The organism is Halomonas garicola, assembly GCF_055382465.1.
The window spans coordinates 46990-68748 of record NZ_AP043931.1; the positions used below are offsets into that span (position 1 = coordinate 46990).

Annotated in this window: 17 protein-coding genes and 1 pseudogene; 8 read left to right on the plus strand and 10 right to left on the minus strand. The window is 59.3% G+C overall.

Translation table 11 applies throughout. The features are described 5' to 3' along the window. Positions 1 to 142 precede the first annotated feature (142 nt). Positions 143 to 889: pseudogene (locus ACZ46Y_RS00430) on the plus strand (IS5 family transposase); the annotation flags it as partial. Here ACZ46Y_RS00430 and ACZ46Y_RS00435 read toward each other — a convergent pair. The 6 genes from ACZ46Y_RS00435 to ACZ46Y_RS00460 all read right to left on the minus strand — a co-directional run bounded on the left by ACZ46Y_RS00435 (position 881) and on the right by ACZ46Y_RS00460 (position 8517). After that, on the minus strand, positions 881 to 1870 hold the full coding sequence (locus ACZ46Y_RS00435) for an IS481 family transposase (RefSeq protein ID WP_464380056.1): 990 nt from the start codon (positions 1868 to 1870) through the stop codon (positions 881 to 883). The pseudogene ACZ46Y_RS00430 and the gene ACZ46Y_RS00435 overlap by 9 nt on opposite strands. A gap of 292 nt (positions 1871 to 2162) precedes the next feature. After that, positions 2163 to 3470: a TRAP transporter large permease gene (locus tag ACZ46Y_RS00440; protein ID WP_311957748.1), complete on the minus strand. Its 1308-nt coding sequence runs from the start codon at positions 3468 to 3470 to the stop codon at positions 2163 to 2165. Between the two features lie 151 nt (positions 3471 to 3621). Then, positions 3622 to 4818 carry an IS4 family transposase gene (locus ACZ46Y_RS00445; protein WP_311882096.1) on the minus strand — a complete coding sequence of 399 codons (1197 nt, stop codon included), beginning with the start codon at positions 4816 to 4818 and terminating at the stop codon, positions 3622 to 3624. A 216-nt stretch (positions 4819 to 5034) separates the two neighbouring features. Then, positions 5035 to 6081 (minus strand): TRAP transporter substrate-binding protein, encoded by a 1047-nt coding sequence (locus ACZ46Y_RS00450; protein ID WP_311957702.1) that lies wholly within the window; start codon positions 6079 to 6081, stop codon positions 5035 to 5037. 67 nt (positions 6082 to 6148) lie between these two features. Further along, the gene (locus ACZ46Y_RS00455; protein WP_311957703.1) at positions 6149 to 6649 is read right to left on the minus strand and encodes a TRAP transporter small permease subunit; all 501 of its coding nucleotides are present in this window, start codon (positions 6647 to 6649) and stop codon (positions 6149 to 6151) included. A 101-nt stretch (positions 6650 to 6750) separates the two neighbouring features. Next, positions 6751 to 8517: an amidohydrolase gene (locus tag ACZ46Y_RS00460; RefSeq protein ID WP_311957704.1), complete on the minus strand. Its 1767-nt coding sequence runs from the start codon at positions 8515 to 8517 to the stop codon at positions 6751 to 6753. A gap of 433 nt (positions 8518 to 8950) precedes the next feature. Here ACZ46Y_RS00460 and ACZ46Y_RS00465 point away from each other — a divergent pair, with 433 nt between their 5' ends. Continuing rightward, on the plus strand, positions 8951 to 9922 hold the full coding sequence (locus tag ACZ46Y_RS00465) for a magnesium transporter CorA family protein (RefSeq protein ID WP_311946932.1): 972 nt from the start codon (positions 8951 to 8953) through the stop codon (positions 9920 to 9922). Positions 9923 to 10445: 523 nt separating this feature from the next. Here ACZ46Y_RS00465 and ACZ46Y_RS00470 read toward each other — a convergent pair. Both ACZ46Y_RS00470 and ACZ46Y_RS00475 read right to left on the minus strand, forming a co-directional pair. Continuing rightward, positions 10446 to 11558, minus strand: a complete 1113-nt coding sequence (locus ACZ46Y_RS00470) for an IS3 family transposase (protein ID WP_464380030.1) — start codon at positions 11556 to 11558, stop codon at positions 10446 to 10448. Further along, entirely contained in the window at positions 11555 to 11959 is a 405-nt protein-coding gene (locus tag ACZ46Y_RS00475; RefSeq protein WP_464380057.1) for a transposase, read from the minus strand. Before ACZ46Y_RS00475 ends, ACZ46Y_RS00470 begins: the two co-directional genes overlap by 4 nt. A 732-nt stretch (positions 11960 to 12691) precedes the next feature. On the opposite strand from ACZ46Y_RS00475, the gene nhaD reads away from it, so the two are divergent. Next, positions 12692 to 14158 (plus strand): sodium:proton antiporter NhaD, encoded by a 1467-nt coding sequence (nhaD, locus tag ACZ46Y_RS00480; protein WP_311950969.1) that lies wholly within the window; start codon positions 12692 to 12694, stop codon positions 14156 to 14158. Between the two features lie 8 nt (positions 14159 to 14166). Here nhaD and ACZ46Y_RS00485 read toward each other — a convergent pair whose 3' ends face one another. Next, positions 14167 to 14622, minus strand: coding sequence for a MerR family transcriptional regulator (locus ACZ46Y_RS00485; RefSeq protein ID WP_311956128.1), 456 nt, complete (start codon positions 14620 to 14622; stop codon positions 14167 to 14169). A 135-nt stretch (positions 14623 to 14757) separates the two neighbouring features. Between ACZ46Y_RS00485 and ACZ46Y_RS00490 the strand changes: the two genes are divergently transcribed. Next, positions 14758 to 16926: a heavy metal translocating P-type ATPase gene (locus ACZ46Y_RS00490; protein WP_311956130.1), complete on the plus strand. Its 2169-nt coding sequence runs from the start codon at positions 14758 to 14760 to the stop codon at positions 16924 to 16926. A 13-nt stretch (positions 16927 to 16939) separates the two neighbouring features. On the opposite strand, the gene mntR is transcribed toward ACZ46Y_RS00490, so the two are convergent. Then, entirely contained in the window at positions 16940 to 17428 is a 489-nt protein-coding gene (mntR, locus tag ACZ46Y_RS00495) for a manganese-binding transcriptional regulator MntR (RefSeq protein ID WP_311956133.1), read from the minus strand. Positions 17429 to 17664: 236 nt separating this feature from the next. Between mntR and ACZ46Y_RS00500 the strand changes: the two genes are divergently transcribed. The 4 genes from ACZ46Y_RS00500 to ACZ46Y_RS00515 are packed head-to-tail and all read left to right on the plus strand — an operon-like array spanning position 17665 to position 21625. Then, on the plus strand, positions 17665 to 18642 hold the full coding sequence (locus tag ACZ46Y_RS00500) for a metal ABC transporter solute-binding protein, Zn/Mn family (RefSeq protein ID WP_311956135.1): 978 nt from the start codon (positions 17665 to 17667) through the stop codon (positions 18640 to 18642). Between the two features lie 26 nt (positions 18643 to 18668). Next, positions 18669 to 19532 carry a metal ABC transporter ATP-binding protein gene (locus tag ACZ46Y_RS00505; protein WP_311956138.1) on the plus strand — a complete coding sequence of 288 codons (864 nt, stop codon included), beginning with the start codon at positions 18669 to 18671 and terminating at the stop codon, positions 19530 to 19532. A 3-nt stretch (positions 19533 to 19535) separates the two neighbouring features. Next, a complete protein-coding gene (locus tag ACZ46Y_RS00510) occupies positions 19536 to 20660 on the plus strand; it encodes an iron chelate uptake ABC transporter family permease subunit (protein ID WP_311956141.1) in 1125 nt (374 codons plus the stop codon). A gap of 41 nt (positions 20661 to 20701) precedes the next feature. Then, positions 20702 to 21625 (plus strand): metal ABC transporter permease, encoded by a 924-nt coding sequence (locus ACZ46Y_RS00515; protein ID WP_311956144.1) that lies wholly within the window; start codon positions 20702 to 20704, stop codon positions 21623 to 21625. Positions 21626 to 21759 lie beyond the last annotated feature (134 nt).

Below are 21759 nucleotides of genomic sequence, written 5' to 3' on the forward strand. Positions count from 1 at the left end.
ATTTAGAAACAAGGCAGCGATGAGGTGGGTTTATGAAAATCATCTTATTAGGGTCTGTTGACGTTTCATGGCAGGGGTATTGGCAGGATAGGGGCAAGCTCACAGAATAAAGGTTCCTAAGCCAACAAACTGCAAGCCTGCCATGCCCCGACAAATGCTCACGGATGAACACTGGCCGAAGCTGAAATCTATCCTGCTTCAACAAGGTATTTATGACAAGACCGATCTGCGTACCACGGTGGAAGGCATCCTTTATCGGATGCGAACCGGCTGCCCGTGGCGGGACCTACCGGAGGCGTTTGGCCCCTGGAACACGGTCTACAAGCGCTTCAACGCCTGGTCAGCGAGTGGAAAGCTGATGAGGATTTTCATCTCTCTGGTGGAAGATCCTGATGTCGAGTGGCTATTTATTGATGGTTCCTACGTCAAGGCTCACCAAGACAGCACTGGGGCTGCCACGGAAGATGCAGAAGCCATTGGCAAAAGTCGTGCAGGCAATACCAGCAAGATCCACTTGGCCGTGGATGCTTATGGGTTGCCGATCGCCTTCAGAATAACCGGGGGTGAAGTGCACGACAGCACGGAAGCCCAGGCATTGATTGACGGTTTGCCGGCAGGTGACGCGCTGGTGGCTGACAAAGGCTATGACAGTGAACGTATCCGTGAGCAGGTCGAAGCCAAAGGAATGGCTGCCATCATTCCACGCAGGCGTAACTCGAAAAAAGGAAATGCCAATCTGGACAGAGGGTTATATCGCTACCGGCATCTGGTTGAGAATGCCTTTGCTCGATTGAAACCGTATCGCGCCATTGCGACGCGCTACGATAAGCTCAAACGAAATTACGAAAGCATGGTGGCCTTGGCATGCGGCTTTTTATGGCTACCTGTAGGGTCCCGTGTGATTAACCACGAATTTGGTAAATATCTCAGGCCGCTTGTCCTGCCATTCTTTCATCGCAACAATCGGCGACTGATGATGAAGCGCCTTCTGCGGAATATGGTGATTGTACAGCCAAGCGTAGCGTTTGAGCGTCTGCTCCAGGTCCTCGCTTGAGGTATAGCGCCGAGTCTTCAGCACGTCGCTGATGCGGCCGTTAAACCGCTCGACCATGCCGTTCGTCTGCGGTCGACCAGGTTTAATCAGGCGGTGCTCAATGCCATGGGCTTGGCATTCTTGGTCGAAGGGATGTCGACCGCTGGGCGTGCGCTCTCCCGCCCGTGTAAAGCGGTCGGTGAACGACTTGCCGTTGTCGGTCAGCACCGTCTGGATCATGAAGGGAGCCTTCTCCTCCACTCTCTTCATGAACGCCTTGGCATCCTTCGCGGACTGACTGCGCCTGATTTCCAGATAGACCCAGCGCGTGGCACGGTCGATGGCGACATACAGGTAGCGCTTCTGATCCTCGTCGGACATCTGGGGGAGGTGCTTGATGTCGATATGCACGTAGCCAGGCTCGTAGTCCCTGAAGGGCTTATGCCGTGGTTTCTCGTCATCGCCCGCGTCCTGACGAGCCAGCTCTGCCAGTGTCGGCACTTCTCGGCGCTTGAGCATGCGATGCAAGCCTGAGCGAGACAGTCGAGGGTTCAGGAATTCACGTGCCACAACGAGCAAGTCATCCAAGCCAAGGCGGAGGAATTCGCGAGCGGCGATCAGCACTTCCTCTTGTTCGGGCGTGAGCGTGGCCAACAGATTGTGACGCGTATGGGAGCGGTCATAGACATCGTCGCGATACCGCCAACGCCGGATAGTGGCGGTAGTGACGCCAAACTGCCGGGCCAGCTCGCTATCTGTGATGCTGGAGCGCGCTGCCTGGATGTCGGCACGGATCTTCGGTGTCGTAGTAGCCTGCTTATGCAGCTTGATGTCCATGAACCTGCTCCCGGATGAATTGCTGAAGAAGCTTTCTGGCGGCTAGCAGAGGATAACTCCTATAGGCGATGTGATCATCCGGGACCCTACACCTATGAAAATTGCGCCCTAAAGATGATTCTCCCACCTTAGTTACCATTTTTATTTTTCGGCATGGATATTTTTTTGCGGTAGAATGGGGCCTACGGAAAGAATCAGTTACCAACTTTTTTTGATCCTACAAAAATGAAGTGCAACACCTGGCCAAACCGCTACGGTGTTGCACTCTATCCTTTCCCTCGAAGAGGGTAAATCATCCAAACGCGTTCGGTAGCCAGGTAGCAATACTCGGGAATATAAAGATCAACCCAAGGCCAATTATTTGCAGTATGACGAAAGGTCCTACCGAGCCGTAGACGTCCCCCCAGCCAACGTCCTTGGGGAGAATACTTTTTATCCAAAACAGCACAAACCCAAAAGGCGGCGTTAGATAGGCAATCTGAATATTGACAATGAATAGCACGCCGAACCAGATTTTATCGACTCCCAGAAGCTCGATAATTGGCAAAAAGAGCGGCGTGCATAGCATGATGATCGCCCAGTCATCCATCACCATTCCTAACAGCAGAATGATCAGCATCATCAACAGAAGAACGCCAGTCGTCCCCCCCGGCATCGCCAACACTGCATTTGTAATCAGCTCCTGACTGCCTAATGTATTAAAGATGTTGAGGAAAATATTGGCGCCGATCAGTATCCATAGACCCATCCCGGTCAATTTCAAGGTGGTGGTAAGTGAATCCTTGAACACCTGGGAGGTCAGGCGACCATTAAACAGGTTGAGCAGTAAAGCGCTCGTGGCGCCAAATGCGGCTGCTTCGGCAGGCGTTGTAATACCGCCCCAGATAGAACCCAGTACGATGACGATCAATAAACCAAAAGGCCAGATCCCCAGCAGCGACTGAGCCTTCTCTCGACGGGAGAACTTTCTGTCTGCGGGTATGGGGGGGCCCAGTTCGGGCTGGAACTTGCAGCGTATACCAATATAAATGCTATAGAAGGTAGCGAGCATAAGGCCCGGCAGAAGGCCGGCAAGGAAGAGCTTTCCAATGGACGCGTTAGCTAATAGCCCGTAGAAGATGAAGGGGACGCTGGGTGGTATTAGCGCACCCAGGGCGCCACCCGCGCCAATAGAGCCGATAGCTATTTTTCGACTGTATTTATACCGCATCATTGAGGGGTAGGATATTTGGCCCATCGTGATGGTCGCAGGCGGCGTAATCCCGGTGATCGCTGCAAAGATCGTACATACTTGCACAGTGCCTATGGCGAGCCCGCCGGGGATATGGCCAATCAATTTATACACGGCATCGTATGCGGCATCCGCTATCCCCGAATAGCGTATAAGGCTCCCCATGAAAAGAAAAAGCGGCACCGTGACAAGCACGGCGTCCCAGGGTGTGGAGTAGAAGGCGCTTGGAATAGCCATTAAAGCACGCGGTTCAGCGATGGCAGCAAACACAACCCCGGTGCCACCCAGGGCAAAGGCTACGGGCAATCCCAGGAACAATGTTCCAAAAAGACACGCAAAGTAGAGGAGTGTTACTATTTCTAAGCTCATATAGCAACCTTGTTTAGGTAAGGATTGTCGGGCTATCCATTATTTTATTCTCATCACAAGTTTTTCGATATTAGTATCCGTCCAGTGAGGAATTGACGCTTTTATAAATAAAAGTGGATTTTATAGCTGACGAATCCCCACGAATATGTTGCTACTCGCCGCATAGGCTCTGCTCCCTGACTTCCTCGCGAAGTCGTGCTCGGAGGGTTGTCCAAGCAGGCCAAGGCACGGCGTCGGGTTGATGACGACGAAGACATTCCAAGCCCAGGCGCCACACGGAAAGCACGCTCCGGTGCCGGATACTGTTGCTCTGATAGCGCCGCTGTTGCCCCCGGGCTCGGACATCCAGGCCGGCCACCATCATGGCCACGTTCGCCAACATGGCGATCAGCAGCAGGACCTCGATGCGCTTGCCCTGGCGAGACTGATGCATGCCGAAGCCCAGCCCGAACAAGGGACTTTTGACATCGCGGAACCCTTCCTCAATCTGCATGCGCTGTCGGTAGATCGTTACCACTTTATTCGCCAGCGTTGAGCGGTCCGGCAGATTGCTGACCAGCACCCAGGGCTCCTGCTGACGCCGGGCGATCGTCCGGCTGCCGCCGTCCCGAGAGATCCGGCCTTGTTTATTGCGATGCTTACGTCCCCGTGGCGGTCGATAATAGAGCACCATCTGAGCGCGGAACGGATGGTTTTCGGCGATCCGGACGGAGCCCCACGCCTGCGGTTCCGATGTCGCGTGTTGAAACAGGGTCTTCACGGGTTGCCATGCTTCGCCTGACGCCTGGTAACGGGCGGGCTGACGGACCCGTCCAACGATATACCAGCCGCGCGCTTCAACGGCCCGAAACCACGGGTTACGAAAGCCGGCATCGGTCACCAGGATCGGCGTGGCCTTGTCGGGCAGGATCCTTGCCAGCGCATCCAGCAGATAGGCTTCACAGTATGGGCATCCTTCCTTGTGATGAACCTTCTCGAAGATGGGCAGCGATCGCCCGGCGAAGGGCACCGCCGCACGCAGCAGGAAATGCCTGCCGCGGTCATCAATCGGCGACCAGTCCACCAGAATCAGTGGGCGCGTTGTATGGCCGATCAGCAGCGAGGCCATGAGCCAATAGAACAGCGGTCGTTCCTGATGAAGGTGAGGGTTGCCTAATAGTCGATCGACTCGTTTGATGGCGTGCTTGGCATCCGTCGAGCTCGGCAACGCACGGCCAATGGCCGTTAATCCCAGACGTCGCTCGCCCAGCAGAGCGCCAACGGTATCGAGGACGGTCTGTAGCCGCTTGGCATGGATCACGGAGAGTGAAGACGTCAGCAAGTTATGCAAGAATCGAGGGGCCTGCATGGGTCTCCTTCGCATGTTGTTGTGTGTCGTAACTCACAACATGCATGACTCATGCAGGCTTTTTCAATCCTATCATGCTGATTTTATTACCCATTTCATGGGGATTCCTCAGATTTTATAGGCATTTGGTGAGGGGCAGTATGTGCCTGCCCTCCCTAATCTCTGTAAGGAAGGCCAGGCACAGAGGTCATTTTTACAGATAATTTATCGCTAGCTTCAGGATTCGCTTTTATCCTCAAGGAAGCGTTTGAAAATTTCTACGCCCTCAGCGTTTCGATCCGACATTTCGGCTACTTTGGGCCAGACTTTCTCGATGGACAGTTCCCGCATCCGCTCAACTTCCTCATCGCTGAAGCGAATGACTTCACCGCCTTCGTCTTTCAACGTCTGCAGCGCGATATCTACCTGGTCAGCATGCAGCTGGCTCGTCTCAAAGTAGGTTTCTTCGAAGATGCCCTCGATCTGTTCACGCTGCCAATCGGTTAATGCATTCCAGGCTTCCAGATTCACGTAGGTTTCCTGGTGCTGAGCCGGGTTCCAGCCGGGTAAAATGGCGTAATCGACCACTTCCTGGAACGACATATCATCAATGCCGCCGGTATCCCAGTAGGTGCCTTCGATAGTGCCCAAGCGAATAGCCGTATAAATATCACCGGCACCCATAGAGACAGCGGTACCGCCGACTGCTTCGTGGAACAGGGCCTGGGGGCCGCCGGCACGCATTTTCTTACCTTTCAGGTCTTCGTATTTCTCCACGCGGAAGTTGGTGAACATGGCGTTCGCCCCCTGGTTGGTCCAGCCGATCCAGTGAAGCCCGCGCTCGTGGGCAGCCTCCTGAACCAGGTCCCCCACTCGGTAGTCGTCCCCCCACATGACCTCCCAGGCCTCTTCCGGATTACTGGCCCCCATGGCCAGGCCATAGGCCAACATACCTTCCGGGAGCACCCCGCCGTAGACCGTTGCCCAGCCGGCATAGCCTTCGGTCATCCCCGACACCGTGGCATTAAAGGCTTCATTGCCACTGGTCAGGGAGCCTGCAGGCATCAGCTTGATTTTTACGGTACCTTCCGTGGCCTCCTCTACCGCCTCAGCCCAGGGCACTAGCCCTTTATCCCAGCCGGCATCGGACGAATCAAAGGCCGGTTGAAATACCCATTCGGTCACTTTATCCGGTGGACCCTCGGCTTGAGCCAGAGCATAGGTGGACATAGCGCCGACGCTGATTGCTGTTATGGTTATAATGCTGCGCTTGACAGATATCATTTCACGACCCCTTTCTTTTTTTAAGGTTGGTTATCCCGACGCAATGTCAGCCCCGAGAAATGCATGCTTATGGTTTTTTTATAATTACTTTTATATCTTCTACGAATTGCTTGATGACAATCATCAGCACAATAAAGGCAGCTAGCGGGATGGCGCTCTTGATGGGATAAATCGGTACGGGAACGGCCGTAGGCGTTACCTCACTGAATTTGATTGACATCATGGCTGAAGCGGTGCCTTCCCAAATCAGAACGCCCAGAAAGGCGAAAGTAAGGACCGATGTCAATACGTCGCATATCGCTTTGGTGCGAGCCGAAAAGTTGGCATAAAAAAGGTCAAGCTTGATGAAGGAGCCGTGTTTCAACGCATAGCCGCCACCGACGCAGGCTATCAGTACCATGGCGGCTTGAATCGAAGCACCGATCCACTGGGATGCCGAATTGAGAACATACCTTAGAAAAACGTCGGTGACGCCAAACGCCATGCAGTAGAGTATAAGGAGGCAGCCGATAAGCCCCATATATTCGATTACCTTATCGAGTGTCCTACTGAAAATAGTATTCAGCATTTTTTGCCCCTTGAGCGTATATTCTTTTTATTTAGTTAAAATTAATATAAATCCCTTATCTATTTGAGCTCTTGTTTTTCAGCACGTAGCTCATGTAGCCACTACTCGGCGGACTGTTCCGCGACGATACTCTCGGTTTCTCCCTCGAACACCGTCTCGCCACCGACGATGGTCTCAAGCACCTTGATATCCTTGATCTTCATCGGGTCGAGATGACCGATCGACAGCGGGTTGTCGGACAAGATCACGAAGTCCGCGAGCTTGCCGGGTTCGATGCTGCCTTTTATATCCTCTTGGAAATACTGCCAGGCGGCGTTGGTAGTGATCGCCTTGAGCGCCTCCAGCGGAGCAACCTGCTGATCCTCCCCGATGATGTCGCCGTCGGTCGACATGCGATTAACCGAAGACCAAATCATCTGAATGCCGTCGATCGGTACCACCGGCGTGTCGGTATGGGTGGTGGGCGTCAGGCCGTGTTCGTAGGCGCCTTTCAGCGGACTCATATGTTCGGCACGCGATTCGCCAAAAAAGACGTTCTTGTGGCGATCCCCCCAGTAGAAGGTGTGGCCGATGAAAAAATCGGGATGTACGTCGAGCGCCGCCATCTGGTTGAGCTGATCGGGCCGGGTGAACTGCGAGTGCTGAATCGTGTGGCGCGCATCCTCGCGCGGCGAGGCAAGCTGGGCGGCGGCAAAGGCGTCGAGCGTATCCTGGATGCCCTGGTCGCCGTTGGAATGAACGGTAACCTGCCAGCCTTCCCGGTGTAATGCTTCGACGAAGTCGAAGAACTCGTCGCGGTCGTCCCAGTACGGGAAGCCCCGGTAGGATCCGTCATCCTGCGGCCGCTGCGTTTTGTAGGGCTGGCTGAAGTGTGCCGTGTAGCCCTGCGGTGAGCCGTCAATGACGAGTTTCATGGGGCCGTGATGGATCATGTTACTACCGGCGGTGATATCGGATCCTGACTCCACTGCGGGATAAGTCCGTGCATCCTCAATGTTTGTCTCCCTTGGCCAGTACGTCAGCCGCAGGAAGAGGTCTTCATCATTGAGCGCCTCTTTGTACACATCGATCATGTCGGGGTTACTAGGCTGGTCGTTGGCGGTGGTGAAACCATGCGCGGTCCACATCTCGGACGCTTTGCGGATGCCGGCGAGCTGATCCTCCTTCGTCGTTTCGGGGGTGAGGTCGCTGACCAGCTGGCCCGCATTGCCTTCCAAAACGCCGGTGGGATCGCCGGTCTCGCTATCCTTTGCCACACGCCCGCCGTCGGGGTCGGTCGTATCGGCGGTAATGTCGGCCATTTCGAGGGCCTTGGAGTTGACCGCCGTGACGTGACCAGAGATATGTTTGGCAATCACCGGATGCGACGTGCTGACCTGATCGAGATCTTCCCGCGTTGGATGGCGGCTCTCGTCGAGTAGCGTATCGTCGTAGCGGGCCCCACGGATAACCTCGCTCTCGCTGTTAGCTTCCGCCTCGTCCGTTAGCTTGGCGATGAGGTCGTCCATGCTGGTGACGTTGCCGATCGGCGGCGGGTTGAGATCAACCTGCTGCAGGGCCGAGGTTCCGGCGCTGACGAAGTGGCCGTGGGGGTCGATGAAGCCGGGAAGCATCGTTTTCCCCTCAAGGTCGATCCGCTCGGTGCCGTCGTCGGTCAGCGGCTTGATATCGGCCAGCCGGCCGACATGGGTAATGCGGTCGCCTTCGACGGCAACCGCTTCAACGAACAGATTTTTCTCGTTCATGGTGACGATGTTGCCGCCGTAATAAATCTGGTCGACTTGCGCATAGGCGGCGGAAGAAGCAGCTAAAGCAAGGAGAGGCAAAGAAGCCGTGGCTATTATTTTAGGGAAAACTAACTTATACATTCCGACCCCACTATATTATTAAGCGAAATGCAAAGTGCACGCTTTTAAACTCAAGGAAACTACGTATAACCTCAAGAAAAAATACGTAGAAATCATTCTTTATCAGGGTATTACGTATCTTTCCTCACCTACGGTTTTCATTGCTGCAAGCGATCGACGCTTAGATAGAACATAGGCATCTTAACCAAAGGCTGTCAAGCTACGCTCGGCGAAAACCACCTAAAGGCTAAGGCCGCTTAAAAGCTGAGTAGGTATCTGATTTAGGCCGGTATTTTAGCGGATGCGGCTGATAGGCTCTGTCAGATGGAAAAGTATAAAATCACCATGTCAAGCGTCTGGTAATGTATCGAAAAGAAGCTGTTTTGCCTTTCGTTTTTGTTCATAAAATGAGCGTTAAGAAGGCTGGCTATCAACTTTACGATGAGACCTAACAATGATCCGTAGCCTTTTAATCACCGCCGACGGCGAGCTTCACACCGGAGGCGAAGAGCTTATCGAGCGCTTTCACGCCGAGCCCAAAAGCCGCATCTGGATTGATGTTCAGGGGGAAGGCAGCGCCCGGGGAAAGGCGCTGCTGGAGGCGTTTGGCTGCCATCCGCTGGCGATTATCGATGCTCAGAAGGATAATCGCCACCCGCCCAAGATCGAGGAGTTTGACTCGCATACGCTGATCATCTATCGCGGGCTTGCCGCCTTTGATGCCGACCTTGACTACCGGCCCCAGCAGATCCCCTTTTTCATCGGCGAGCGCTATCTGATCAGCCTGCACGCCGGCCTGGCCATGAGCATCGACCGAATGCTGGGGCAGAACGGCGGCGCGCTGCTGCAGAAATCTCCAGGCCATCTGGCGCTTCGCATCATGTATCTGTCGGCAGGGTTTTATCAGGAAAGCCTGACCGAGTTCGAGGCCAGGCTCAGCGAGCTTGAGGATGCGCTGATGGAAAACGGCACCGATACGCTGATGAAACAGGTAATCGGCTATCGCTCGCGGCTGTTGAAAATGCGGCGGCTGTTCAACTACCACCAGTCGATTACCAGCGAACTGCTATCCACGGACTGCGAGCATATTCCCCACGGCAACGAGGATACCGAGCACGCGATTACCGACGTTCACGAACGCTTTGAACGCCTCTACAGCCTGACCAGCATGTACTACGACATTTGCGGGGATCTGGTGGACGGCTATATGTCGCTGTCCTCGCACCAGCTGAACCGCACCATGCAGGTGCTCACGGTGATCACCGCGATCTTTGTACCGCTGACGTTTCTGGCCGGTATTTACGGCATGAACTTCGCCTATATGCCCGAGCTCGACGAGCGCTACGGCTATTTTTTCCTGCTGGGCAGCATGGCCGCGATCGCCCTGGGGCTGATCTGGCTGTTCCGGCGCTGGCGTTGGCTTTAGCCGGCGCCCTTGCTGTTTGAACTCAGGCCTGGAAGCGAGCAGTAGAATAACTTTGGCTTTTGCGATAAGGCGGCTGTCGTGGCAACAACGTGCATAAAATAGGCAGCCTAGCCTTTAATGTGCAAAGAAAAATCATAAAACGGGCTATCCGGAACTTCCTCTGCGGGTCTGCTGACTGACTAGGCAGCCGATTTGGAAACGGTGTTTTTACCGACTTCATCGGCTATCGGGCAGTATGCTGTGGGACCGCATACTTCCTTATTTTCGGTTTTAACCGAAGATTACCTCATTGGTCCGTAAGGTTAGATTCAACTGCCAAACGAAGATTGATGGAGTGATATTCATGCGTACTAAAACCCCTATGACTCGTACTGCTCTTTTGACTCTGCTGACAGCGGGGGCTCTGAGCCTGGGCGGCATCGGCGTTGCTACGGCTGCAGACGGCCAAGGCCAGCCTGGCGATACGGGCACCACCGGAGATACGACCACCATGGAAGAAGGTCAGGGCCAAGGGCGGAACCTGTCAACCTGATTCGGACAGATCGTTAAAAATTAACGTCGATTTTGCAGCGGTATGGCTCGCCGCCGACAGTGTCGGGAAGTTCACTACGCTGTACGGCGCTGGGTCGTCATCATCGGGCTGCACCGGATTGATCGAGACACTGGCCGGCGGCATCGCCACCGTCGGGCGTCCTTGGCTAAATCGCTCGGGGTGCGCCTCAAAGCGCTCATCCAGGGCACGCTGGCGTACCTGCGCAATGGTTTGATAACGCCCAGTGAAGACCTGTTCTGGCGTGAAGCCGGCCAGCCCGCTGTGATGGTGCTGCAGGTTGTACCAATCGACATAGGCGCTGTACCACTGCCGGGCGTGCGCGATGCTCTCGAATCGTCCCGGGTAGTCCGGCTGGTACTTGCTGGTCTTGAACTGGCTTTCGCTGAAGGGGTTGTCATTACTGACCCGTGGCCGGCTATGGCTGCACGTCACCCCCAACTCTCCCATGAGGTCCAGGTAGCTGTGCGCGATCATCGGCGAACCCCGGTCCTGGTGGAGCGTCAGCGCTCCATGCGGAATGCCGTAGCGGTCGACCGCTTCCTGAAAGAGCTGCTGGGCCAATGCGGCATTCTCCTTGTGAGAGACCATCCAGGCCACGATGAGGCGGCTGTACAGGTCCAGTACGACGTAGAGGTTGAGATAGACACCACGGCGCTGGGTCGGCAATTTGCTCACATCCCACGTCCAGGCCTCGTTGGCGGCGCATGCCGTGATTCGCGGTATGGCATGGTGCTGAGGCGCCCGCTGTGGGCGACGGTCACCGCTCTCCTTGGCTTCACGCAGTTGCCGGTACCAGGTGCTGAGCGAGCCGAGATAGATCCCTTGCTGCAGCAGGTCGTGGTAGATCTCATAGACCGGCTGATCCCGGTAGGCCTCACTATGCGCGATCTCGAGCATTTTTGCTCGCTCCTCGGCCGATAGGGCTCTGGGCTGCGGACAATGCCGACGCGACGTAGATGCCTCTGTGGCGGGCTCGTGGCGCCGTTTTCGCCAGGCATACACCGTGCTGCGGTTGATGCCCAGTGCTCGGCAAGCCATGGCCAACGGGAGATGCGCCGGGCGTTCTTCGAGCACCGTGATCATGGTTCGCTCCCATTGTTCATGCGATCGAGCATCGATAACGCTTTTTTTTGGAGCGAGAGGCAGTCTTCGGCGGTCGAGAGCTTCTGCTGAAGACGGGCGTTTTCACGCTCCAGTGCCTCGATACGCTTCTGCTCCGGGGTCTTGCTCGGGGGCGGCCCCGGGGCGGTCTTGTGAAGCTTCTCCACGCCGTTCTCGGCGAGTTCCTTGCGCCATGCGGTCAACTGGCTGCTGTACAGCTTTTCTCGGCGCAACAGTTCTCCGAGCTCGCCATGCCGGCAGGCATCAGCTTCCGCCAGGATGCGCAGCTTGTACTCCGTCGAGAACTGGCGACGTGTGCGCTTCTCCAGCTTGGGATTCGGCGTGACCTGGTGATCGGGCAGCTCGGTTGGCGGTTTAGGCATGATATGGGCTCCTGAACCTCGGGCTCTGAAATCGAGTTTAACTCACTGAGCCGGTGTATGGATTCAGGTTGACACACAGGGAGGGCCGCAGACCAACGGCCAGACAGAAGGTGGCTTCGGCGAAGACGAGCAGCCTGAGCCGGGCACGCCGGAAACGGGCGACGAGGATGAGGAAGATACTACTTGGTAACTACCTGGTAATAGCCAATAGGTAACGATTCTTTCTTACACTTTTAAACTCTATCGAAGTGCGGCACATAGTTCTTGCTCTCTTGTATGTGTCGCACTTTGATCTGCTGATAAAACGCCTGGGGATTTATGCTTAACAACGTACGTCCGCTGCTACTGTCCTCGCTGTCTGCTGCCTGCATTGTTGCGCTAGCCGCCTGCAGCAGCCATCCGGATAGCCCGGAGCCGAGCCCGCGAGCGAGTGAAGGCCCTGCTCAGGAAATGCCGGACCGGACCGGCGGAGCCGGAGCTGGCCAGCCGGGCCAGTCGAGCCAGTCGGCACCCCTTAGCCGGCCGGGAGCGCCTGCCCAGTCGGACCGGCCGGGCCAATAGCTTTCCTCTTGTCATAACGTTCCAATGCGCTCTGCCGGTGGCCCATTAACGCCGGAGTGCGCATCCCGCTCGCCGGTATTGGTATTTCTTGCCGCGCGTGTTGCGGGCTTCCCTTAGGGTGCTTATCATTAGCAGGTTTTCTCTCCTCTCCTGCCTCCCAAGGTTTGTGCCATGCGACCCTTCAACGCCCCTGCCTCCCGGCCCCGCTCTCTTCGGGTCCGCCGGCGGTTTCTTGCTGCCTGTCTGCTGTGTTTTCCCGCTTTTGCCTTTGCCGACGCCGGACCGCTCGATCTGACGCTCTCGGTGGCCGGCATCGCCTCGGTGGTGATTTTCCTGCTGGCCTACGCGCTGGTGATGAGCGAAGAAATACTGCATATGCGCAAGTCCAAGCCGGTGCTGATCGCCGCCGGGCTGATCTGGACGCTGGTGGCGTGGATGTACATGCGCGCGGGGCTGCCGGACGTGGCCGAAAACGCCTTTCGCGAAACCCTGCTGGAATACACCGAGCTGCTCTTGTTTTTGCTGGTGGCGATGACCTACATCAACGCCATGGAGGAGCGCCGGGTGTTCGACAAGCTGCGCGCCTGGCTGGTGTACAAGGGCTTCAGCTACCGCAGCCTGTTCTGGATTACCGGCGTTCTGGCGTTCTGGATTTCGTCCATTGCCAACAACATGACCACGGCCATGCTGATGTGCGCGGTGGTGCTCAAGGTCGCCGAAGGCGACAACAAGTTCATCAGCCTGTGCTGCGTCAACGTGGTGGTGGCGGCTAACGCTGGCGGCGCGTTCAGCCCCTTTGGCGACATCACCACGCTGATGGTATGGCAGGCCGGGCAGATTCCCTTCGGCGGCTTTTTTGCTCTGCTGATTCCGGCCATCGTCAACTTCATGGTGCCGGCGCTGATCATGAACTTTTTCATCGTCAACCAGAAGCCGGCGTCGCTGACCGAAACCGTCTGGCTCAAGCGCGGTGCCCGGCGCATTGTGCTGCTGTTTTTGTTTACCGTGGCGATTTCGGTGCTGTGCCACTCGGTGCTCAACCTGCCGCCGGCCATGGGCATGATGTTCGGCCTGGGGATGCTGCAGTTTTTCGGCTACTACCTGCGCCGCAGCCTGCCGCGCTCGCTTGAACGCAAGCGCGAGCGCTACTCCCGCCGCGGCGACTGGCGCAAGCTCGAGCAGCTGGGAAGCGTAGTGCCATTCGATATCTTCAGCCGGATAGCGCGCTCGGAGTGGGACACCCTGCTGTTCTTCTACGGCGTGGTGATGTCGGTGGGCGGCCTTGGGTTTCTGGGCTATTTGAGCCTGCTCTCCGAAAGCCTCTACGGCGGCGGCCATCCGGCGCTGGCCAACGTTATCCTGGGCATGATTTCCGCCGTGGTGGACAACATTCCGGTGATGTTTGCCGTGCTCTCCATGGCCCCGGATATGTCCGAGGGCAACTGGCTGCTGATCACCCTGACCGCCGGCGTCGGCGGCAGCCTCCTGGCCATGGGCTCGGCGGCGGGCGTGGCGCTGATGGGCCAGGCCAGGGGCATTTATACCTTTGCCGTACACCTGCGCTGGATGCCGGCCATTCTGCTCGGCTACGCCGCAAGCGTCGGCGCGCACCTGCTGGTCAACGCCTCGATGTTCTGAGCGCTGCCCTAGCGAATTGCTTCCCGGCCGCCGTGGCCGCTGGCGTGGAGGCACTGGTCGTGGTCGCTTAGCACTTCCACAATGCGGCACTCCTCCACTCGGCCGCCGGCGCACTGGGCCACCATCCTTTTCAGCTCGTCGCGCAGGGCGGAAAGCCGCTCAATCCGCGCTTCCACTTCTTCCAGGTGGCGCTTGGCGATGGCGTCGGCGTGGTCGCAGGGCATGTCCGGATGATCGGCCATGCCCAGCAGCTCGCGCACGGCCTCCACCGAAAAGCCGAAATCCCGCGAATGGCGGATAAACGTCAGCCGACGCAGAGTGGCGGTGCTGTAGCGGCGCTGGTTGCCGGCGTTGCGCGCGGGCTCGGGCAAAAGGCCGATCTGCTCGTAGTAGCGCACGGTCTGCACCTGGCAGCCGGCCCGGCTTGCCAGCGCGCCGATGCTGAACGTCTCCTGTTCCTGCATTTTGCCTCCCGACTCGCGTCTTCAACCGGATGGTGTCACCGGATTTTGCCACGGATATTGAACCTATAGTGGCTTTAGGTCCTATTTTGAACGTAGATACCCGGAATGCAAGGCCAGTCGGCCGGGAGAATGTGAATGACGCTATCTGCTAGCGAGACCCTGAACCCCCGCGGCGCCGAAGGCGGAAAGACGCCGTACGAGCGCTTCCGCGTGAGCGGCATGGACTGCGGCGGCTGCGAGCGCAAGGCGGTGGCGGCCGCGTCTCGCGTAAAAGGTGTGGTTGATGCTGAGGCCAACGCCGCAGCGGGCACGCTGGATGTGTTTTTTGAAGGGAAGACGCCACCCGATGAGGCAGCCATCGATCAGGCGATGCGCGGGCTGGGCTACGAGGTCATTCACGACGAACGGACGTCGTCTGCGGCCGGCGCTACGCCGGAAACCGCCTGGTGGCAAAGCGCCAAGGGCAAGCTGGTACTGGTCAGCGGCGCGCTGCTGGCGGTGGCGGCCGTGCTCCATCTGTTCTGGCCCGTGCTTGGCGACTGGCCCTTCGTGGCGGCGACCCTGGTCGGGCTTTACCCCATTGCCAGGTCGGCGTGGCAGGCGCTTCGCGTGGGCGAAGTATTCACCATCGAATCGCTGATGACCATTGCCGCCGCCGGGGCGCTGATCATCGGCGCGGCGGCAGAGTCCGCCGTGGTGGTGGTGCTGTTTGCCGTCGGCGAGCTGCTGGAGGGCGTGGCCTCGACCCGGGCGCGGCGGAGTATTGCCGCGCTTTCCGACCTGGCGCCGGCGACCGCCCGGCGGCTTGACGGCGAGGAGGTCACCGAAGTCGCAGCGGAAACGCTGGCCCCGGGGCAGCGCGTGCTGGTCCGCCCGGGGGATCGAATGCCCTGCGACGGCCGCATTGCCGAGGGCGGCTCTTACCTCGACGAGTCGCCGGTCAACGGCGAGGCCGAGCCGCGCTACAAGAGCGCAGGCGAGGAGGTGTTTGCCGGCACCATCAACCGCGACGGGGCGCTGACCGTAGAGGTCACCCGCCGCTCCGAGGACAACACCATCGCGCGTATCATCCGCCTGGTGGAAGAGGCTCAGGCGGCCAAGGCACCGGTGGCGCGTTTCATCGACCGCTTTGCCCGCTGGTACATGCCCGCGGTGATAGCGCTGGCGCTGGCGCTTGCCGTGCTGCCGCCGCTGGTAGCGGGCATGGCGTGGTCGGAATCGGTCTACCGGGCGCTGGCGCTATTGCTGATTGCCTGCCCCTGCGCGCTGGTGATCTCCACGCCCGCCGCCATTGCCGCGGGGCTTTCCAGCGGGGCCCGGCACGGGCTTCTGATCAAGGGCGGCGCGGTGCTCGAAAGCCTGGGCAAGCTCAAGGTGATCGCGCTGGATAAAACCGGCACGCTCACCGCCGGTGCCCCGGAAGTCACCGACATCGACGCCTGGCAGGGTGCCGCCGAGGACGACGTGCTGGCCTTTGCCGCTGCGCTTGAGCGCGAATCCGGCCACCCCATCGCCGCCGCCATTGTCAGCCAGGCCAAGGCGCGGAGCCTTGCGCTGCCGGCGGTAGAAGGCGGCCGGGCGCTGGCCGGCGCCGGCGTCAGCGGGCGCATTGGCGGCGAGGAGGTGATCCTTGCCAGCCCCGGCTACGCGGCGAGTATCGCCTCGCTCAGCGACGCCGACGAGGCGCATATCCAGGCGCTTGAAGAGGATGGCAAGACCGTCACCGTGCTGGTGAAAGCGGGCGTGGCCGTGGGCGCTATCGCCCTGCGCGACGAGCCCCGGGAAGATGCCCGCACAGGGCTTGATGCACTTTCCCGGCTGGGCATACGGGCGGTCATGCTGAGCGGCGATAACCCCCGCAGCGCGGCGGCGATCGGCAAACTGCTGGGCATCGAAGCCCACGGCGGGCTGATGCCCGAAGACAAGGCTGCCCGGGTAGCCGAGTGGCGAGAGGCAGGCGAAGGGCCGGTGGGCAAGGTCGGCGACGGCATCAACGACGCCCCGGCGCTGGCGGCGGCAGACGTAGGCGTTGCCATGGGTGGCGGCACCGACGTGGCGCTGGAAACCGCCGACGCCGCGCTGCTCAAGGATCGGGTGGCAGGCATCGCCGAGCTGATTCGGCTGTCCCGGGCGACGCTTGCCAACGTCAAGACCAACGTGGCGCTGGCGCTGGGGCTCAAGGCGATCTTTCTGGTGACCACGGCGCTGGGTATCACCGGGCTATGGATCGCGGTGATGGCCGATACCGGCGCCACCGTGCTGGTGACGCTTAACGCCATGCGCCTGCTGCGCCACCGGTTTTAACCGGCGGCCGCTTTTAGCCTTCGCTTTGCCGGGCGGTCGCGGCGATATAGCGCTGCATGACGTCGAGGGTTTCATCGCTTACGTGGTGTTCCATGCCCTCGGCGTCGATGCGGGCAGCGTCGTCGCTCACCCCCAGCGCGCGCAGGAAATGCAGCACGATATCGTGGCGCTCCCGGGACTGGGACGCCATGGCCTTGCCCGCCCTGGTGAGAAACAGCGAGCGGTACGGGCGGCTGGTGACCAGCTCAAGCTCGTTGAGCCGGCGGATCATCTTTGACACCGTCGCCTGGCTGACCCCCATGCGCGCGGCGATATCCGCCGCCCGAGCTTCCCCGCGATGGGTCAGCAGATCGCCGATCAGCTCGACGTAGTCTTCGATCAGTTCGGTTTCATGGGCCTGGCGCACCGTGGCGTACTGGCGCGCGTGCTGCTCGACCGGCGGCAGCGCGTCCACGCTTGCGCTGTGGGCAAACGCCCCTTGGGGCTTGAAATCATGACTCATGAAAACAGCAGCGTCTCGACATGAAAAGTGGGTGTGAACGGCATAAAGCCGAACCCATGGTAGCGCATTTTGCCATGAAGCCGTAAGCCGGGCCCGGATACCGAAGATAGCGCAAGCTTTTCTTGTGTTTGGCGGGTCGCCTCTCTAAACTTAGCCAAGGCTTACTTTCTGACTGTACGCTAAATATTGGCTCGTTGAATATTTGTACAGTAAATACGCTTGCTCAGGAGACCCCCATGAACACCCGCTATGCCGCCCCGCTGCTGGCAATGGCGCTGGCTGCCCCGCTGGCCCACGCCGAACCTGAAAAGGCACCGCTCAACGTGGTGACCACCATCGGCATGATTGCCGACGTTGCCAGCGAGGTCGGCGGCGAGTGCGTGGCAGCGGAGCCCATGATGGGCCCGGGGGTCGATCCGCATCTTTATCAGGCCAGCGCCAGCGATGTGAAAACCCTGCGCAATGCCGACCAGATCCTCTATGCGGGCTATTCGCTGGAAGGCCAGCTGGGCGAGGTGCTGGAAAACTTCTCGCGCCGGAAAACGACCGTAGCCGTATCGCCTGAGTCCATCGATCTTTCCCGGATGCTCACTGCCGACGACGTTTACGGCATTGATCCCCACGTGTGGATGGATGTCTCGCTCTGGGCCCAAACCGTGGACACCATCGGCGAGACCTTCATCGAGGCCCGCCCCGAGTGCAAGGACAGCATTCAAGCCAACGCCGAGGCCTACACCGAGCAGCTCGGTGCGCTGCATCAGTGGGTGAAGGAAAGCGTTGAAACCATTCCCGAAGAGCAGCGCATTCTGGTCACCGCCCACGATGCCTTCAACTACTTCGGCCGCGCCTACGGCATCGAGGTGGAAGGTATTCAGGGCATCAGCACCGATACCGAAACCGGCATTGCCGACATTCGCCACATGGCCGACACCGTCATCGAGCGCGAAGTGCCGGCGGTGTTTATCGAAAGCACCATTAATCCGCGCACCGTCCAGGCGGTGATCGACTCGGCGGAACAGCGCGGCCACGAAGTGGTGATCGGTGGCCAGCTGTATTCCGACGCCATGGGCAAGGAAGGCACCGCTGACGGTACCTATATCGGGATGCTACGTGCCAACACCCAGGCCATTGTCGAGGCCCTGGGCGGCGAGGTAGCCCCGCTGCCGGACGCCCTGGCGTCCTGGGCCGAGCGCTGGGACCTCGACGAAGCGTAAGCGAACAGCACAACAGGGGTATCACTATGGATTCCGCCGTCAAGGTCAAGCATTTGACCGTGAGCTATCACAACAAGCCGGTACTGTGGGACGTCAATCTTGACGTTCCCGCCGGGGTCATGGCCGGCATCGTCGGCCCCAACGGAGCGGGCAAGAGTACCTTCATCAAAAGCCTTTTAGGGCTGGTGCCGCCGCTTTCTGGCAGCGTGAGCTTTCACGGCCGGTCGTACAAGGCCCAGCGCAAGCGCATCGGCTATGTGCCCCAGCGCTCGAGCGTGGATTGGGACTTTCCCACGACCGTGCTCGACGTGGTGATGATGGGACTTTACGGCCGTCTGGGGTGGATCAAACGCCCCGGCCGCCGCGAGCGCCAGGAAGCCTTTGACGCGCTGGACATGGTGGCCATGCAGGATTTTGCCGACCGCCAGATCAGCCAGCTGTCCGGCGGCCAGCAGCAGCGGGTGTTTCTCGCCCGGGCGCTGGTGCAGCAGGCGGATATCTACTTCCTCGACGAGCCCATGGCCGGGGTGGACGCCACTACCGAGCGGGCGATCATCGACATCCTGCGCCGCCTGCGCGACGCTGGCAAGACGCTGATCGTGGTACACCATGACCTGCAGACGGTGACCAGCTACTTCGACTGGCTGCTGATACTCAACGTCCAGGTGGTTGCCTCGGGTCCGGCGAAGGAAGTATTTACCGGCGAGCACCTGAAGCGCGCCTACGGCGGCCAGATTGCGCTGCTGGATGAAAGCCATCGGTTTGCCGGCGGCGTGGCCGACAAAGAGGCTGCGCCTACGGCTGACGACCCCGCGGCAACGCAGGACCCGTCCTTCACGGCATCGTCCTTCAAGACACCGCCCTTCACGGCAATAGAGCGCGCGAAATAACTCATGTCCTGGCTATCGATTCTGGGTGACTACACCTTTCAAAACGTGGTTATGGGGGCGGCGCTGCTGGGTATCATCAGCGGCGCTCTGGGCAGCTTTGCGGTGCTGCGCGGGCAGAGCCTGCTGGGCGATGCCATCTCCCACGCCGCGCTTCCCGGGGTGTGCCTGGGCTTCATTGTGGCCGGCAGTCGCAACATGGGCAGCATCATGGTCGGCGCCATGATCACCGGCGGGCTGGCGGCCCTTTTGATGCTGGCGCTGACGCGCCTAAGCCGGCTCAAGACCGACGCGGCGCTGGGCACCTGCCTGAGCCTGTTCTTTGCCATCGGCGTGGTTCTGCTGACCTATATCCAGGGGACCGACAACGCCTCCCAGGGCGGGCTGGATGCCTTCCTCTTCGGCCAGGCGGCGGCCACCCTGCGTTCGGACGTCTGGTTCATGGGCGGGATTACCCTGGTGGCTCTGACAGTGCTGGCCGCGCTGTGGAAGCAGGCCAAGCTGGTGACGTTTGACGCCGAGTTTGCCCGCACCCTGGGCATGCCCGTGACTCTGATCGACGTGATGCTGACCACCATGATCACCCTTGCGGTGGTGGTGGGGCTGCAGATGGTCGGCGTGGTGCTGATGGCCGCCATGGTCGTGGCCCCGGCCGTGGCCGCCCGCCAGTGGAGCCGCCATCTGGGCGGCATGGTGGTGATTGCCGCCGGCGTCGGGGTGATCAGCGGTATTACCGGCGCCACCATCAGCACCCTGGGCCGGGGGCTTGCCACCGGGCCGCTGATTGTCCTCAGCGCCTCGGCCATTGTGCTGGTGTCGCTTGCCGTGGCGCCCGGCCGAGGCATTCTCTGGGAATCCCTGCGCCTGGTGCGCCAGCGCTGGGCGCTGCACAAGAACCAGATTCTTTACGTGCTTTACCAGACGCGCCTCGAGCAGGAAGAGCACGAGCGCAGCCCCTGGCTTAGCCGCAGCGCCTTTACCGCTTTTGCCCTTTACCGCCTGAAGCGCCAGGGGCTTTTGACCGCTACGCGCCCTGAGGCAGCGGCGGGCAAGCCCGCCCGTCAGTGGCGGCTAACCCCTAAGGGCGTTCGTGAGGCGAAGCAGGTCACGGCGATGTTCAACGCGGCTTAACGGCATTTTTACCACCCGGCACTTTTACCACAGGGGCCATCATGCTTGAGGCATTTTTCAACAATATCGAGCTACAAATCATGCTGGTGGGGGCGATGGTGGGCACTGCTTCCTCGATGGTGGGCACGTTTCTGGTACTGCGCGGCAACAGCATGCTGTCCGACGCCATCAGCCACTCCATCGTGCTCGGCATCGTCGTGGTATGGATGCTGACCCACCACCAGAGCGGCCCGGTGCAGCTGATCGGCGCGGCCCTTACCGGCCTTTTAACGGTGTTTCTCACCGAGCTTCTGGCCAGCTCCAAACGGATGAAGCAGGATGCCGCCATCGGGCTGGTGTTCCCGGCGCTTTTTTCCATTGGCGTACTGCTGCTTAACGTTTACGCCCACGACGTGCACATCGACACCCACACGGTTTTGCTGGGCGAGATCGGCTTTGTGTGGCTGGATACCGTCAGCGTGCTGGGCTACCACATTCCCCAGGCGGTGGTTTCCATGACCATCATGCTTACGCTCAACCTTGCGTTTATTGGCCTGTTCTTCAAAGAGCTCAAGCTTTCCACCTTTGACCCGGCGCTGGCCAAGGCGCTGGGCTTTGCCCCCGGCTTGATGTTCTACGCGCTTTTGATGCTGACAAGTTCCACCGCCGTTGCCGCCTTTGACGCCGTGGGTGCGGTGCTGTTCATCGCCTTTGCCATCGTCCCGCCGGCGGCGGCTTACCTGCTCACCGACCGCCTCTGGCTGATGCTGGTGCTGGGCGCTGTGATTTCCACCGCGGCAAGCGTGAGCGGCTACTTCATCGCCGTGCACTGGGACGTGTCCATCGGCGGCATGATGGCGGTAATGACCGGGGTGTTTCTGCTGCTGGCGTTTATCGCCGGGCCGCGCTACGGCGTGGTTAGCCAGCGCCTGCGTCGTCAGCGTGCCCGCGGCCTCGCCGACAGCCGCGAATCCGCCTTGTATTGACCCTGAAACCGCGGCAAGGCGCCGCCCGGCATTTTCCGGGCCTGGCGTTGCCGGTATACTACCGCGATAGACTCGCCCGGGCGTCACGGCTGACCGTCGCCGACGCCGCCGCGCGCAGAGGCTCGTGCAGGTTT